Source organism: Peribacillus simplex (genome assembly GCF_001578185.1).
Taxonomy (GTDB): Bacteria; Bacillota; Bacilli; order Bacillales; family DSM-1321; genus Peribacillus; species Peribacillus simplex_A.
On record NZ_CP011008.1, the window covers coordinates 4828487 to 4844936 of the forward strand.

A 16450-nucleotide genomic window follows, 5' to 3' on the forward strand; every position below is an offset into this window, starting at 1 on the left:
GTATTCGTCCATCTTTGACAATTAACAAGGAATAACCGTACATACCGATTTATCTGGAAATGGAACGAATCGATTTATGGAGGAATGACCTGTTCACAAAGCTAAACCAAGTTTTATACTGTCCTTTATGCTCAGATTCCCCCTTGCACGAAATCATCGATGACCGTACAGGAATATCGAAAGGACTACTAAAGTCGCCCTTTGATAAGTGCTTATTCACTACATAGATTCACTTCTTTTCGTATTACTTTTTCCGCATCTTCAAATTCCGCATTAGTAAAACGGTAAATTTACATTTACAAATCTATAAAAATAGATATAATGATTTATATGGAACCTACATTAATCTATAAAGCTTTATCAAACGATACACGTCGTCAAATTTTGCTATGGCTAAAAAATCCAGAGAAGTTCTTTAATGAAAAGCCTTATTTTCAACAAGGTCTAAATTTTCAAGTTGGTGTATGTGTGGGAGATATTCAGGTTAAATCGGGGCTTGCCCAATCTGTCATCTCTAGTTATTTGTTAACCATGCAAAAGGCTGGTCTGTTGGAGTCTGAGCGAATCGGAAAGTGGACTTATTATCGTCGGAATGAAAAAACAATACATGAATTTTCCGAGTACATTCAAAAAGAACTATAAAATAAACGTAAAGGAGGTCATTCTTTTTTTGTTTTTACATATCTAGATATACAGATATTTAATTTTATAAATGATTTTAATCTGTATATAAATTAAGGAATATACAATAGGAATGGAGATTTTTATTAATGAAAACAGTTAACCCTTTGCTTATCATTATGTTGGCTCTAGGCGTATTCGGCATTATTACAACTGAAATGGGTATTGTGGGAGTCCTACCCCAGATCACTCAAAAATTTAATATAACAGCTTCACAAGCAGGTTTACTTGTAAGTATATTTGCTTTAATTGTTGCCATTTCAGGTCCATTCTTGACCTTACTCGCTTCTGGAATTAATCGTAAAGTAATTCTATTAACCTCAGTATTTATGTTCACGATTTCAAATATTATTTATGCATGTACAACGAAATTTGATATCATGCTAGCTTTCCGTATACTACCCGCCATTTTTCATCCTGTCTTTTTTTCGATAGCCCTTGTGACTGCAGCCAAAATTGTTCCTCCGGAAAAAAGTAACCAAGCAGTTACAAAGGTTTTTGCCGGAATTACTTTCGGATTTGCATTTGGTGTACCTTTAACTTCTTATTTCGCGGAAAAGTTTTCGTTAGAAACTGCTTTCCTATTTGGGGCTGTTGTAAATGCGATTGCTTTTGTAGGAATATTATTGTGGCTTCCTTCCATGCCTAATGAGGAAAAAATGTCTTATGGCAAGCAGCTTGGAATATTACGTAAACCGGGATTATGGTTAAACATCGCCGCCGTTATGTTTATCTTTGCAGCAATGTTCTCTGTATACAGCTACTTTGCCGAATATCTTGGACAATTAACACATATGAATGGTTCGTTGATTAGTGTAATGTTGATGGCGTTTGGTCTAATCATGATTTTTGGGAATTTTTTATTTGGTGGATTCTTGCGAAAAAGCATAACTAAGACCGTTATAATGTTTCCCCTTCTATACATAGTAATTTATTTATTCGCTTATTTTTTGGGCTCTTATTTAATTCCGATGATTCTAATGGTTTTCATTTGGGGAATAGTTCATTCTGGTGGTCTAATTGTCAGTCAAACATGGTTGACAACTGAAGCGAACGAAGCACCTGAATTCGGCAACAGCTTGTTTGTCTCATTTTCAAATCTTGGAATTACTATAGGCGTGTCTATTGGTGGTTGGTTTATTTCTCACTTAGGAATACATCAACTCATCTGGAGCGGAATTGTGTTTGCATTGCTAGCTTTCTTTTTGATCATGATAAAAATTAAAATTTTCAGCTCGAACGTAGAGGGAGTTAACGTAGCGTAGGTTCGTGAATTGAATGAACAGTGAAATTGCTCGAATGCTGTTTTAAATGGCCGTTCATTACGGTGAAAGTGGTGAAATTGATTTAGAACTAAATAATCAAGTGAGCAGCTGCACCAATCCCTATCATGGAAAGTTGGCGGTCCTGCTGGAATGGAACGAACATGACCCAGCAGATACTTTTGAACGAAAAGAAATCGAAATGAAAATCATTTATAATAAAAATTACTATAATCGATAATCGCAACCCTTTCATAGATCACCCGGAATTGGCCCTCAGCCACCTGTCATGATTAAACGAAAAAGCCGTTTCTTTTTATGGGACAGCTTTTTCTTATTTAAAAGTCTAAATTTTTAGAAAAATCACATAATTATATTTTATTTAAATAGCAATCTATTTTAATATTATAAAAATTCCAACTTTTTTTATATTGCTAACACCTTTTATAGTAAGCGTTTTCATTTTTTTACTTTACAAACTTTCTATTAAAATATATTATTTAGTTGTAATATTATGTGAAAAATCAATAAATAATATGTATTCAGCTCTACTAGTGATAAAATGCTAGATAGAGAAAATTAAACTCCAAAAGAAAAGGGGAAACTTATGCAAAACTCCAAAGAATCTCAACTGCATAGAGGTTTGGAAGAAAGACATATCGCATTAATGTCTCTTGGCGCAGCAATTGGAGTCGGTTTATTTCTCGGATCGGCATCTGCGATTAAATTAGCTGGCCCAGCCATTATTATTTCTTATGCTATCGGCGGGCTTATGATCTATCTTATCATGCGGGCACTAGGGGAAATGGCGATCAAAAATCCAGTCGCAGGCTCTTTCAGTCGCTATGCAAGTGAATTTGTCGGTCCTCTTGCCGGATATATAACCGGTTGGAATTACTGGTTCGTTTGGATTGCCACCTGTATGGCTGAAATTACGGCAGTCGGAATCTATATGCAATTTTGGTTCCCTGGGACTCCACAATGGGCTTGGGCGTTAGCCGCACTTGCCATCATGACAACGATTAACTTTCTTGCTGTAAAAGCTTACGGTGAATTGGAGTTTTGGTTCGCCTTAGTTAAAATAGTTACAATCATCCTTATGATCGTTCTTGGCTTCGGGATGATTATCTTTGGACTGGGGAACGGCGGAATCGCGGTTGGATTCGGTAACCTATTTGAACATGGTGGATTTTTCCCTAATGGAATATCCGGTGTCATCCTCTCTTTCCAAATGGTCATGTTCGCCTATTTGGGAATTGAAATGCTCGGTGTAACCGCAGGTGAAGTCAAAAATCCAGAAAAATCTTTAAAAAGAGCCATCGATACCGTCTTTTATCGAATTTTACTTTTTTACGTTTTAGCTCTTACTGTCATTCTATCGATTACTCCGTGGGATCAAATGAATGGAAAAGACAGCCCATTCGTTATGATGTTTGATAAAATCGGTATACCAGGCGCAGCAGGAATCATTCAGTTTGTCGTACTGACAGCGGCCCTTTCATCTTGTAACAGCGGGATCTTCAGTACAGGAAGAATGTTATTCAACCTAGCGCAGCAAGGTGAATCACCTAAAAGTTTCGAACGTACTACAAAGTCAGGCGTTCCTGGCGTTGCCATTATCGTTTCAGCTGTAGTTCTACTTTTCGGTGTTTACCTTAACTACATGGAAGCCGAGAAAGTTTTCAGTTACGTTACAAGTGTCGCCACATTTGGTGCACTCTGGACATGGGGAACCATACTTGTCACACAGATCATCTCTAGACGGAAAATGAGTCCGGGAGAAAAACAAGGCTTAGCTTACAAGATGCCACTTTTCCCATTCACTTCTTATTTCACTCTAGCCTTTTTAGTATTCGTAATGGTTATACTCGGCTTTTCTGCAGATACAAGAATTGCTCTTATCGTTGGTCCAATCTGGATCGTCCTGTTGGTAGTCCTGTATTATGTGACCGGATTGAATAAACGAAAAGGATAAATGCAAGAGGGTGCCCAAAACGAATTTGGGCACCCTCTTTTTTTCTGCCTTTTACCTTTTACCCCTTCTTTTCATCGCCCAATGTACCACCGCACCAGCTCCGCCTAAAACAATGAGGATCGGCAAGTTTCCTATTATAAAAACAATGATCCCTGAGCCCGCTTTAAGTAATAGATTCGCACTTGTTGCAAGTTGTTTCTTCGTTCTCTCCCATGTATCCAGTTTTGCATTATCAATACCCGGTACCACGATCCGTTCCTGTGATAACGTGATTGTAACCGTCGAATATGAGGTCTGGTTTTCAAGATACTTCATTTGGCCGGTCAGCTGCTCGATTTCTTCTTGAAACGCGGCAAGATCGGATGATATTTTCAGCAAATCTTCCGTCTTCTTAGCGTCCTGCATGAATGCAAGTAATCTCTCTTCCACAGCCCGCTTTGACTTCAGTCTTGCCTTTAAATCTACATATTGCTCCGTTACATCCTGGCCTGTCACGTTCCTTCCGACCACTTCTGAAGCCTGCCCCTCGGTAACGACAAGAAAGTCCTGAAAACGAGCTTCCGGAATCCTGACTGTGATCGTACCTTCTACCCTCTCTTCATCTTCCCTGTATACATTGGACTCTACAATATAGCCGCCGTATTCGTTCGCCTTTCTTTCAATCTTCATTTGTGTTTTTTCTAGATTTTTTACTTTCAACTGAAGCTGTGCTTGGTGGATGACCATCCTATCATTTGTTGCCGCCTCTTTTTCCGCCTTCTTATCAGAAGCCTGTTCCCCTGATAAAGAGGAGTCCATTTTACTTTCCGCTTTTTCTTCCTGTGACTTCGGTAAGGATTCTTCTTTATCATTACTACTACATGCCCCCAGGAAAAGAAACAAGCCGAAAATTAGTATCACTTTTTTTCGATTCATCGGTATTCCTCCTTGTCTTAACATTACCGACGAATAATTTGGAAGAAAGTTACACTTTCGGATAAAAGGTGGCATTACAAAACATCCAAATTATGTATAAAGATGGATGGTATATCGACTATAGAGAATTAGCTAAAAGTGGATTAGTTCCGGTTGTCTGAGGCTCAAATGAAGATGTATTGACCCACAAGAAATTCTAAAGAATTTTGAAAGCCTAGATGTATCAACACTTTCTAAAAGGCAAGAGTTTATTCTAACAATACAAAGGCAACAATAAGAATTATAATCAGCGATGGGAAGTCGGGATATAGTGGAAAATTTCAAAATTAGCACTCGACAATTTGCAATAATCGTTATTCTATTTTCTGTAGGTACGACCATCTTGGTGATTCCTGGAATCATGGCTCAAGAGGTAAAACAAGATGCTTGGATTGCAGCTGTATTCGGTATAGGCATAGGTTTATTGCTGGTGGCTTTATATATCGCCGTAGGCAGGATGTTCCCTACTATGACACTGGTAGAAATCAATGAAACAATTTTTGGCAAATGGTTAGGTAAGGCAGTCTCTCTTTCGTTTGTTTTATTTTCACTTTACTCAACGTCAGAACTATTGCTTTATGTTGGGAACTTCTTAACTACACAGATTATGCCTGATACACCAATTGAAGCGATCATTATTCTTTTCGCATGCATCTTAATAATGGGAATTCGACTTGGTCTTGAAACATTGGCTCGTTCTGCAGAATTGTTATTTCCTATCTTTGTTTTTTTATTCATAATTCTAGTGGTTTCAATATTATTACCTCCTGTTCAATATAAGTTTGAAAATATACAACCGGTATTTGAAGCAGGAATAAAACCGATGATTCATGCTGTTTTTCTTTTTACAGGTTTTTTTTCTTTGCCATTGATTGTTTTATTAATGATTTTTCCTGTTTCAGTGAATCAACAAAAAGCTGCAGAAAAAACCTTTTTTATCGGAGTACTAATCGCCGGAATCTGTTTACTCATCATAATCGCTTTAACTATTATAGTTTTAGGTGCAGATGCTAGTGCCAGAAACACGTATCCAAGTTATATTTTGGCCAGAAAAATAAACGTTGGCGATTTTTTCCAAAGGATTGAAGCAATAATGGCTATAATGTGGATTATCTCGATTTATTATAAAATGAGTTTTTACTTTTACGCTTCTGTTATAGGTCTTGCACATACATTTAATATGAAGAATTACCGGCCGCTTACGCTACCTTTAGGGATGGTCTTGGTTTCGCTTTCAGTACTTATACATCCCAATGTGGCCCATTCAATCAAATTTGATAAAGAAATTTGGCCCCTATATGTTTCAACGTACGGACTTGTTTTTCCTATTCTCTTATTAACAGTCAATGCATTCCGAAAAAAAATACATCAAAAGTAAAAAACGTTCCTTTACTTCAGATTTTTAGAGTATAGATATTCCACATAACTATATTCTTCTCGGCTGAACCCCTATAAATGAATAGAGCGAAAGGAGTCTCGTCTATGAAACGGAGCTATACCCTGTTTATCCTGCTAATCGTATTCCTGTTATTCACTACAGGTTGCTGGAACCGTCGTGAATTGAATGAACTAGCTATTGCGCTGGCCATAGGGATAGATAGTACAAAGGATGGTCAATTTCTCTTAACCGCCCAAGTGGTAAATCCAGGAGAATTAGCTACGGGAAATAGCGGTGGTGGTACCGGTACATCTCCGACAGTCATCTATCAGGCGAAAGGGAAAACTGTCTTTGAGGCTTTCCGCAAAATGACCAAGGAATCCCCAAGAAAAATATATCCCTCACATCTTCGAATCCTCGTGATTGGTGAGTCATTAGCGAAAAAAGGAATTGGTAAACCGTTAGATCTTCTCACAAGGGACTGGGAACTGCGATCCGATTTTTATATCGTCGTAGCTAAGGGAATGAGAGCAGAAGAGATCCTGAAGGTGCCCACTTCTTTAGAAAAAATACCTGCAAATCAAATATTTGATGCCCTGGAAGTCTCAGCAACTGCATGGTCAGCGACAAGTTTCGTTAAGTTAGACGATCTGATCGCCGATATTGTAAGTGATGGAAAACAACCGGTGTTAACAGGAATCCAAGCAGATATAAAAGGAGACAAAAAAACTTCTTTAAGCAAACAGAATATAGAAATGATTGATCCCCCCGCTCGTTTGCATTTTCAAAAATTAGCGGTATTTAAATATGATAAATTAGTTGGCTGGTTAAATGAGATGCAAAGCAAAACGTATAACGTCATTACAAACAAGGAGAAAAGTACTGTTGTGAATTTACCGTGTCCTAAAGGTGGAAAAGCTGTGTATGAAGTGAAAAGGTCAAACACGGAAATGAAAGGTAAGATAAAGAATGGAGAACCTGAGATTGATCTAAATATTCATGTGGAAGGCAATTTAGGTGAAGTCGAATGTCATATTGATTTGACAAAACCAGAAACGATTGAAAAATTGGAGGAAATTTATGAAAAAGGAGCGAAGGAAGCGTTCAAAAAGTCAATAATAGAGGTACAGAAAAATGAAAAAGTGGACATTTTTGGATTTGGTGAGGCGATTCATCGAGCTGATCCTAAAGCCTGGAAAAAACTAAAAAAAGATTGGGATAAAAGTTTTGAGAACTTGCCTGTAAATATAAATGTAGAAGGAGAAATACGAAACGTAGGTACGGTTGGTAATTCCTTTTTAGAAAAGATCAAGTAACTGGTTTGCTTTATCAAGAAATGGGGTTATGTTGTTTCATGAAAGCCTTTAGGAATCTATTTGCACATGGCCCCTAATTGGTATACCACACAAAGGAATAAACCAAGGATTTTCCCATCATTTAGCGGAAAAGAAAAGGAACTTTCTCAAGCTCCCGTTTTGAAGGCCTCATTACTCCGAATCACACTGATTCATTTCTTTTAGCCATTCGTTATTAAATTGACCAATCTTTTAATTCATGTCTACATTATGATCGACATGAGGATCATTTTCCGCCAATGAATGCGCTTCTTCAAGTGTATCTGTAAAGTAGCCTGAATCATCCATGAAAGGCCCGCTTTCAAAATCTTTCCCTTTCTGATCAGATTCGTCTAAATACTCGATATGAAGCGGACACACTTGCTTATCTTTCCATTCTAAACATCTTTTGTTCGTTTTTCACTTCAATACTTTCTCAATCATGTCAGAAAGCGGCTTATAAATAGCTGTAACCCAATCTAGTGGATTGGGAACCTTGATATTCAGTGCTTGGGCAACGCTTAACGCGGTTCCGAATAGTAGAATAATGGAAAAAATCCATAGTTCCTTTTTTAATTTTTTCCTCAAAAGATAAGGAACATCAATCGCGATAATCCCAGCGACGATGACAAGGATTCCTGCAACACCCACCACTATTGACTACTCCTTTCCCTAATTCGCTTTATAACAGAATGGGATACCGTACGGTCATATCTTTGTCTCTACCTTACATCAACATTGTTTATTTCCAATCCAACTTATACCACTTGGTAGCTTTTGACTTCATCCAATCTGAATAGAAGCATTTTGTGTATTTTGATGCCCATTACATAACTTTGGTTTCAATCTTATATGTTATTCCGGGGCGGTTTCGGTGCTGTCGAAACTTGTTCGCGTTTATTGTTTTTCTGGTTGATTAAACGGGGGCGAGAAAACATCCCCCCTCTAGGAACCCGAATAAACGTATCCTTAATGTCTTCACTGATAAAAGGAGCAAAAGGACTCATATAGGGAACCCCAAAGGAACGCAAGCTGCACATGTGAAGAACAATTGCGATGAACCCAACGATTAACCCGAATATGCCAAAAGAAGCGGCAAGCGCCATCATCGGGAAACGGAGCATTCGAATCGACATGGACATGGTAAAAGCAGGAAGTACAAAGCTTGAAATAGCTGTGATTGCAACAACAATTACCATGGCAGCCGATACGATTCCAGCATCTACTGCCGCTGTTCCAATCACCAGTGTCCCTACAATTGAAATAGCTTGTCCTATAGCTTTTGGCATTCGTAAACCAGCTTCCCGCAAGATTTCAAACGCCCCTTCCATCATGAGGGCTTCAATGAATGCAGGAAAGGGAACCCCTTCTCGTTGAGAGGCTAGACCGATCAGCAGTCGGGTTGGTAACATTTCCTGGTGGTACGTGGTGATAGCGATATATAGGGATGGTCCTAGTAGAGCAATAAAAATAGTAAAAAAACGAAGAAAACGAATCAGGGTGCTAATATCTGCACGCTGATAATAATCTTCCGCAGCTTGAATAAAGGAGATGAATAGTGCAGGAACGACTAGAACAATCGGCGTTCCGTCCACTAGTATGGCAACTTTCCCTTCCAAAAGCTCGGCGGCAATCACATCAGGGCGTTCCGAATAATATATAGTCGGGAAGGGACTGAACGTTTCATCTTGAATCAATTCCTCAATATACCCACTTTCCAGGATTCCATCGATATCGATTCGATTCAGACGCTTATGCACTTCTTCGACGACTTTGTCATTCACAATTCCATCGATATACATGATCGCTACTTCGGTTTTGGTCAATTCTCCAATTTTTTTCGATTCCAACCAAAGTCGGGGGGTTTTTATTTTTCTGCGGATTAACGCCGTATTGGTCCGCAAGTTCTCAGTAAAACCTTCCTTTGGCCCACGAACGACGCTTTCCGTGGTGGATTCCGTTACACCACGGTCTTTTCCACCACGCATACCGATTGTAAACCCTTGTGCATATCCATCCAATAAGAGAATAACATCCCCTGATAACAGGGAAGTAAATAAAGAATTGAATTCCGTAACATCCTGTATGTCTCCAACCGAAAGGATGCGATCTTTCAATACTTGTAAAACGTTCTGTTGAGACGATATCATTTGCTCCTGATCAGGATGGATATCTAACATGAGTGATTCCATGATAAAATTCTGAATGGCATTAGTGTCCACCAATCCATCCGTATAAAAAATACATGCTTTAACGATTCGCTCTTTGCCAATTTGTATTTCTCTAATCACGATATCGGCGCTATTTCCAAGCTGTTGCTTAACATGTTGAATGTTTCCTTGAAGGCTTGTTTTTAACAAGTCTTTATTTGTTTCCTTATTTTGATCGTCTTTGGATGGGGAGAGGTTAATGCTGTTTTTTCTTTTTTTCTTAAATAAACTCATACATTTTATCCCCCTCTCAGTTTTTTTCTTCTTTAGAAGGTAGAGTTATTAGATAAATTATTGAGAAAAGATTTGGTTCTTAAAAGCACTTGTAATTTTATATTTATTCTCTGCTATGTATTTGCTAATTCATGATGGTCATGTTTATGGAGGTTATATGTACAGTTTTTAATGTTGTTAAACTCATAAGTCGTTCTATATTAAAACTGCCAATGATGTCATTAGCTAACTAAATAATCTGGACTATCAGCCAAGATTCACGGACGAGCTAAGATTCTTTTTATTTTTATTATTTTCCACTAAATGTTCACTATTTGAAGTAAATTCTGTTTCCGAATACAGGGTTTGCTCTCTTTTTTCACTATCCGGCTGCATGCATTGTTCATTTTTTTAACAGTCCAAGTTTATCGTGTTAACGAATGAATTGTTCAATGTCTTCGCTTTTATCATGCCTATTTTCCAATTTTTAATACTTTTCTACAAAAAGGGTGTTTATATAGCTACGTCTATGTCATTAATAGAAAAAAGAGCGTCCCTTTGTATTATGGAACGCTCTCTTTTATAGTTTCACGAGTAAACTCTCTTAACTCACCGGTAAATCCTAATTAATTATTGATATTGGTAATCCTGCCTTCAATTTCTGCCGTGATTTTTCCGCCTTTGAAGGTTTCTTTCACGTAGTTAACGAAAGCTTCTAGATCAGCATGTCCAAACACACGCTCTTTTCCTTTCAGGACGGTATAGTTATCACCGCCGCTTGCCATGAAATCATTGACAGCCACTGTGTACGTTGCGGCATCCTTGATTGGTGTCCCATCCGCTTTCTTCAATAAAGTGACACGCTCAGTGACAGGTTTACTGAAATCGGCTGTATAGCTCAGTCCAGATATTTGCAAAGTCTTCGGAGCTCCTTCAACGATCCATTGCTGTTGAAGCAGCGTTTTCACTTCGGCTCCAGTCAGTTCCAGCTTAACCAATACGTTACCGAAAGGCTGGATTTTCGCTAAATCGGAAAAGGTGACTTCTCCCTTTGGAATATCAGCACGAATTCCACCTGGATTCATGAAAGCAAAATCGGAATTCAAATCTGCTTTCATCGAATCGGCGATTAAATTCCCAAGTCCAGTTTCCTGTGTATAGGCATTGGTTCTTAAAATTTTCTCATCCGTTGTCCCAAGCGGGGCCTTCAACTCGGGGAACATGTCTAAATAGTCGTTAATGAATTTCGTCGTCCCGGCATCCGGTGTGATGCCCTCTTGTGTAACCGTAACAATTTCAGCTGACTTTTTGACAATATCCTTAGTGTTTGGATCGATTTCCAAATCCACATCTTCAAAAGCCGTTCCATAAGAGTAAGCTTGTACAATCAATTTATCATCCACATAGTTGTTGACCTTTGCATGATTATCTCCGGCTAAGATCACATCTACTTCATCATCCACGGCATTAGCAAGATCAGCCACTTCGCCTGTGATGACCCCTTCCTTTTCCGTGCCTGGGTCATGTGAGATGACCACAATCGACTTGACGCCTTTATCTTTCAACTCTTTAACCGCCTTATTTACGGCAGGTGCCTGTTCAATGAATTCCACATTCTTAATGCCATCCGGACTTACTTTTTGAGGTGTGGCATTCGTGACTACACCTATGAACCCAATATCAACCCCGCCGACCTTTTTTATGACGTAAGGGTCCAAAATCGGTTTTTTTGTGTCTTTATATACGACATTGGCTACAACATATGGAAAGTTCAATTTATCGAATACCACATCGGATGTTGGCGACTTTCCGCCATTGATTTGAGCCATCAGGGTTTCTACCCCTTTGTCGAATTCATGGTTCCCGACAGTTCCGACATCGAACTTCATATTATTCAAAAACTGAAGCGTCGGTTTGTCCTGGATCAATGAAGAAACGGGAGCACTTGCCCCAACAGCATCCCCTGCCGAAAGTAAAAGTGTATTTTCAGGGTTTTCAGCTTTACGCTGATTCAAGTGCGCAGCTAAATAATCAGCACGTCCTTGTTTGATACCGCCAAAATCAGAAGTGGTATCCAGCTGGCCGTGAAGATCATTGATCCCGAGCAATTGCACTTTAACGTTCTCTTTCCCCAAATTAAATTTGTAAATGCCAAATCCTTTATCATCGGTTTTGCCTGTATAGGAAATCGGGCTTTCTTCATTTAAATATTCAGCACCCTTTGGTGATGAGGTGAAAGTCACGTTCACCTTGCCTGAAATCGGGGCAATCGACCAGTTATTATCAGCGGTTGGATTGATCTCACCCTCTTGTGTAATGTAATCCATCAAGATCTGGCGATTTTCATCCGCAGAGTCAACTACGTATTCGCTGCCCTTGATTCCCGGGAAGTTTCCTCCGCCCGAAGCACGGTAATTATTCGTCACGACGATGAAGTCTTGATTCGGGTCCACTGGCTTGCCATTATATTTCAAATCTGCAATCCTGCTTGAATCCGAAACTTTTATCCCTTTCTCATCATAGCGCGGAGCCTTAGTGACATCGATTTGATACGTAACGCCGTCAATCACATCAAAATTATAGACGGCAAACTTTCCATTAAGCAATTCCTGTTCCTCAGACTTGGCAGGATCAATTTTATTATATTTCCCGGCAGACATCTCAAGCCATTCTTTAACAACGGATCCTTTGATCTTGATTGCCTTCAAGGTATTATCGTATAAATATAAATCGCCGGCGCTGCGAATGGTCAGTCCGCCTTCTTTGATTTCGGTGAATTCTTCGACTCCATTGCGACCCGCTTTGAAAGGAGCTCCTACAGAGAGAATGGGCAGGTCTTTGTATTCTGGGCGGTTGCTTTGGATGTATTTTTCTACATACCATTTCTGTGCGCTTGTCACGACCTGTACGGAAGGATCATCTTGCACAAGGGCGAAATAACTATGAATTGGAGCTGTAGTCGTTCCTATCGGCGTGTTAACATACTTGATCGTTCCTTCATGATCCTTTTTAACAGCTTTGACGACAGATGCATCTTCAACTGCTTTTTTTCCTGTTTCTTTATCATTGATTGCCCGTGTTGACGAATCAGAATGAACGACTTTCCATTTTCCCTTGATATTCTGGATATCAAGATCAATGATCCCCAGATTACTGCCGCCATATCCTGCTTGAACGGCTGGTACACCATTAATGGTTCCCTTTTTATTATCCACGCCTTTAAGGATTTTTCCTTGGCTATCTTTAAATAGACTGTCTAAAGACGCCTCATCTTGTGCAGGAAAGACTTTATGCGTATGGGAGAACGTGATGGCATCTATGCCGGACACCTTGCTTAATGAATAGATGACATCCTCGGTATTCTTGGTGTCGCCATTAAACCCGGAATGTGTGAGCGCCACGATGACATCTGCACCCTTTTTCTTCATTTCAGGTACATATTTATTTGCAGTCGTGACGATTTCTTTTGCAATGACCTTACCATCAAGATTCGCTTTATCCCAATCCATGATTTGCGGAGGGGCGAATCCAATGTAGCCAATTTTCACTGATTTTTCATTTCCATTGATATCCATTACTTTCTTCGTGACGATTTTATATGGAGCATATTTGTTTTTATCATTCTTTGGATTATTGTCTTTATCCTTTTTATAAACATTGGCATTGACATAAGGGAAATTCGCATCGTTGATGGCCTCGTCCAAATAAGATAAACCATAATTGAATTCATGATTGCCGAATGTAGCCACATCATAGTCAAGCAAGTTCATCGCTTTATAGACGGGGTGGACTTCACCTTTTTTCAGTGGCGCTATATTCGCTTTGTACGTACCTAGGGGGGTCCCTTGAATAAGGTCGCCGTTATCCACTAAAACACTATTTTTCACTTCTTTTCGTGCCTGTTTGATTAAAGATGCCGTGCGAGAAAAGCCCACGGAGTCTGATACGGCATCCTTATAATAATCATAGCTTACTAGATTAGTGTGTATATCTGTCGTTTCCATGATCCTTAGTTCAAATGGCGCATCTGAAACGGAGGTTGCCAGGCTGTTGCCGAAGTTACTCGTATTACCGTTATACTTGGCGACAACCGATACTTTGACCCAGTAACCCGATTTGTACGAATTGAAGTAGGCAGAGAACTTTTGGGCCGATTTAATATCCGCCTCAACGGCTGACTGTGAAATGACCTTCGTCCCATTCATTAACTGGAAGACAACGGTTTCATTTCCTTTGTTCCCTTTTTTCGGCGTGACCTTCACAGTCGCTTTGGTGCCATTTGTGTAATGAACAGCAGGAGCTGAAATGATAAATGGTTTAGTAGCGACCGGTTTCTTATTTGCCTCTTTGGCAGATGTCCCGACTGGTACGGTAAATGGGGCAGTAATCAAACTTACAGCAAGTATCGGGGCGAGCATCCTTTTAACATGCATCTTGTACGACATACTTCACAACCCTTCTATTTTTGTAAAATGCTAGAATAATATAACATGATTTTGTCGGAAGCATGTTAAGTTTTACCTTAATATTAAGAATTTTTAATAATCGGTCCTATTTAACCATTTTCATTCACTGACATGAATCATTTTTCCTTTATATATATAAAATCATTACAGAATCCCATGGAATCCTTGGGAAGAAAGTTGCTTTTTGAGACTCGGCCATACATGAGCAAGCCTGCTTACATCGTATGGAATCTCAATGTTTCTCCCTCTTTCTCAGACGCTCTCTACTTCACCGTAATCCCCTTTTGGAAAACAAAAAAACTGGTAAAGCTCATTACCAGTTTTAAAAATATTGAAATCTATAAAGCCCTATCTATTAAACTGGCTGATACAGGTTTAATCCCCATTTCCCTCGACCAGATGGACAACTGGCCTATATGATGTATTTCGTGGGCTATCAGATGGTCCAATATCCTGCCCTTTTCGTAAGTCCCCTCCATCCAAGATGGCTGAATCAATTCACTTTCCCCATTAAACGAATCCGAGTTCAAATAGTCCATGACCTCAGAATGATAATGCTTCGATAAATCTTCTACTTTCTGGATTGTATTATAGGCGTCTAGATCAATCCCGACATCCGGCTTCCCCTGAATGGCCCGGATCCAGCTGCATTCAACATCGATAATATGAGCGAGTGTCCTCAAAATATTGCCCATCCCGCCCGTGCGCTGCCGTTTAAGTTCCTCACACGATACGGACCGGCACCATTTGAACCACTCATTTCTGACCTGCCAGTTATAAGTGAATAATGTCAGCATTCCTATCCCCCAAAAACTCTTTTTCGTTAATATCCCTTTTAGCGCTGCAGCCCTTTATATTGATAATAATCCTGTCTTTGAATCGTTTTGAATCCACAAGATTCATAGAGTCTTAAAGCATGCTCATTAGTCGCCTCGACTTCGAGAAAAATATCATATCCAAGCTGGCATTGTTCAGCTACCACCTTTTTCAATACCTTTCTGCCAAGTCCTTTTCCCTGGTATTCCGGTAAAATGGAAAATCCATAAATCCATGCTTCCCTACCTGACTGATCAACACGAATTTTACCGACAGGACAGCCATCCTTTTCAATCATCATGGTTTTCAGGGTATCCTCGTGCAGGATGCGCTGATAATAATCCCTCGCCTCTTTTTCCGTAAATTGGAAACACTGAATATCCAGCTGAATTTCCGTTTCCTCATCCTCTCTCCGTGATGGGCGAACGACTGCATCCTCATAATCATCAAGCTCCGTTCCAGACCATTTCATTTGAAACTCAGAAAAGGCGAACTCACATGGCAGCTGTTTCAAAAACCCTGTCCCTGAATGTGATTGAGCAGGCGAGTTCAAGATGATCGACTTATAGTTGCGCTCCATGGCACTCCTTATAGCGTCGTCCAACAGCTTTGTAAAAATTCCTTCCCTCCGAAATTCAGGATGTACCATCCCACACATCTCCACTTTACTTCCAAAATCATAAAGACCAAGAAAACCAACAAGTTTTAATCCATCATAGTGAAGAAAATCATTCTTATTCACACCATTTCGACTGCGAAGTGTCTCCCAGTTCAGCTTTAATGTAAAATCTTCCCGCTCACATTCCTGCTGTAGAATCCGAATATCTTCTAACTGTTTATCATTCAAAATCCCCACCCCTTTTCCATACTATCAGTTTATAACCAAAAAAAAATAAAAGCAGCATCCTTTTACATGGATGCCGCATACTTTCCATAAGTTTTCTACGAATGTTGTTTTTTTAAAAGTATTTTCACTTTAATCCATAAAACTAAGATCGTATGAGGGGAGGATTTCCTATCTAATTCCATTGACGGATGAATTATTGTAGTAAAATGATTCCAATTGACGATTATTTTTTACCCATTTTGTGCTATATTCCAAATAATGGTCTGCGATTTTTTTATTTGACTTTAAAGGAGGGATTCATTGGTGAAATAGTA

The 16450-nt window shown here is 39.3% G+C and carries 11 protein-coding genes and 1 pseudogene; 6 read left to right on the forward strand and 6 right to left on the reverse strand.

Annotated elements, in window-relative coordinates:
• Positions 1-330 precede the first annotated feature (330 nt).
• From UP17_RS22645 to UP17_RS22660, 4 genes and pseudogenes are all read left to right on the forward strand, one after another.
• Positions 331-642: an ArsR/SmtB family transcription factor gene (locus UP17_RS22645; RefSeq protein WP_061466277.1), complete on the forward strand. Its 312-nt coding sequence runs from the start codon at positions 331-333 to the stop codon at positions 640-642.
• Positions 643-770: 128 nt separating this feature from the next.
• Complete coding sequence (locus UP17_RS22650) at positions 771-1946, forward strand: MFS transporter (protein ID WP_061465393.1); 1176 nt, start codon at positions 771-773, stop codon at positions 1944-1946.
• A 13-nt stretch (positions 1947-1959) separates the two neighbouring features.
• A pseudogene (locus UP17_RS22655) lies at positions 1960-2236 on the forward strand (endonuclease); the annotation flags it as partial.
• Between the two features lie 314 nt (positions 2237-2550).
• Positions 2551-3918, forward strand: a complete 1368-nt coding sequence (locus UP17_RS22660; RefSeq protein WP_061465395.1) for an amino acid permease — start codon at positions 2551-2553, stop codon at positions 3916-3918.
• 51 nt (positions 3919-3969) lie between these two features.
• On the opposite strand, the gene UP17_RS22665 is transcribed toward UP17_RS22660, so the two are convergent.
• Positions 3970-4833, reverse strand: coding sequence for a DUF4349 domain-containing protein (locus UP17_RS22665; RefSeq protein WP_061465396.1), 864 nt, complete (start codon positions 4831-4833; stop codon positions 3970-3972).
• Positions 4834-5143: 310 nt separating this feature from the next.
• On the opposite strand from UP17_RS22665, the gene UP17_RS22670 reads away from it, so the two are divergent.
• Positions 5144-6250, forward strand: a complete 1107-nt coding sequence (locus UP17_RS22670; RefSeq protein WP_250211720.1) for a GerAB/ArcD/ProY family transporter — start codon at positions 5144-5146, stop codon at positions 6248-6250.
• A gap of 104 nt (positions 6251-6354) precedes the next feature.
• Positions 6355-7566, forward strand: a complete 1212-nt coding sequence (locus UP17_RS22675) for a Ger(x)C family spore germination protein (protein WP_061465398.1) — start codon at positions 6355-6357, stop codon at positions 7564-7566.
• 438 nt (positions 7567-8004) lie between these two features.
• Here UP17_RS22675 and UP17_RS22680 read toward each other — a convergent pair whose 3' ends face one another.
• From UP17_RS22680 to UP17_RS22700, 5 genes are all read right to left on the reverse strand, one after another.
• Positions 8005-8238 (reverse strand): hypothetical protein, encoded by a 234-nt coding sequence (locus UP17_RS22680; RefSeq protein ID WP_061465399.1) that lies wholly within the window; start codon positions 8236-8238, stop codon positions 8005-8007.
• A 194-nt stretch (positions 8239-8432) separates the two neighbouring features.
• Complete coding sequence (locus tag UP17_RS22685) at positions 8433-10028, reverse strand: spore germination protein (protein ID WP_061465400.1); 1596 nt, start codon at positions 10026-10028, stop codon at positions 8433-8435.
• Between the two features lie 605 nt (positions 10029-10633).
• Positions 10634-14452 carry a bifunctional 2',3'-cyclic-nucleotide 2'-phosphodiesterase/3'-nucleotidase gene (locus UP17_RS22690; RefSeq protein ID WP_061465401.1) on the reverse strand — a complete coding sequence of 1273 codons (3819 nt, stop codon included), beginning with the start codon at positions 14450-14452 and terminating at the stop codon, positions 10634-10636.
• Between the two features lie 359 nt (positions 14453-14811).
• Entirely contained in the window at positions 14812-15270 is a 459-nt protein-coding gene (locus tag UP17_RS22695) for a DinB family protein (RefSeq protein ID WP_061465402.1), read from the reverse strand.
• Between the two features lie 38 nt (positions 15271-15308).
• The gene (locus UP17_RS22700) at positions 15309-16145 is read right to left on the reverse strand and encodes a GNAT family N-acetyltransferase (protein WP_250211721.1); all 837 of its coding nucleotides are present in this window, start codon (positions 16143-16145) and stop codon (positions 15309-15311) included.
• Positions 16146-16450: the final 305 nt, after the last annotated feature.

Excerpts from the sequence above, each read along its gene's own strand:
- UP17_RS22645 (WP_061466277.1), top strand. The coding sequence starts at position 331 with ATGGAACCTACATTAATCTATAAAGCTTTATCAAACGATACACGTCGT.
- UP17_RS22650 (WP_061465393.1), top strand. The coding sequence starts at position 771 with ATGAAAACAGTTAACCCTTTGCTTATCATTATGTTGGCTCTAGGCGTA.
- UP17_RS22660 (WP_061465395.1), top strand. The coding sequence starts at position 2,551 with ATGCAAAACTCCAAAGAATCTCAACTGCATAGAGGTTTGGAAGAAAGA.
- UP17_RS22665 (WP_061465396.1), bottom strand. The coding sequence starts at position 4,833 with ATGAATCGAAAAAAAGTGATACTAATTTTCGGCTTGTTTCTTTTCCTG.
- UP17_RS22675 (WP_061465398.1), top strand. The coding sequence starts at position 6,355 with ATGAAACGGAGCTATACCCTGTTTATCCTGCTAATCGTATTCCTGTTA.
- UP17_RS22685 (WP_061465400.1), bottom strand. The coding sequence starts at position 10,028 with ATGAGTTTATTTAAGAAAAAAAGAAAAAACAGCATTAACCTCTCCCCA.
- UP17_RS22690 (WP_061465401.1), bottom strand. The coding sequence starts at position 14,452 with ATGTCGTACAAGATGCATGTTAAAAGGATGCTCGCCCCGATACTTGCT.
- UP17_RS22695 (WP_061465402.1), bottom strand. The coding sequence starts at position 15,270 with ATGCTGACATTATTCACTTATAACTGGCAGGTCAGAAATGAGTGGTTC.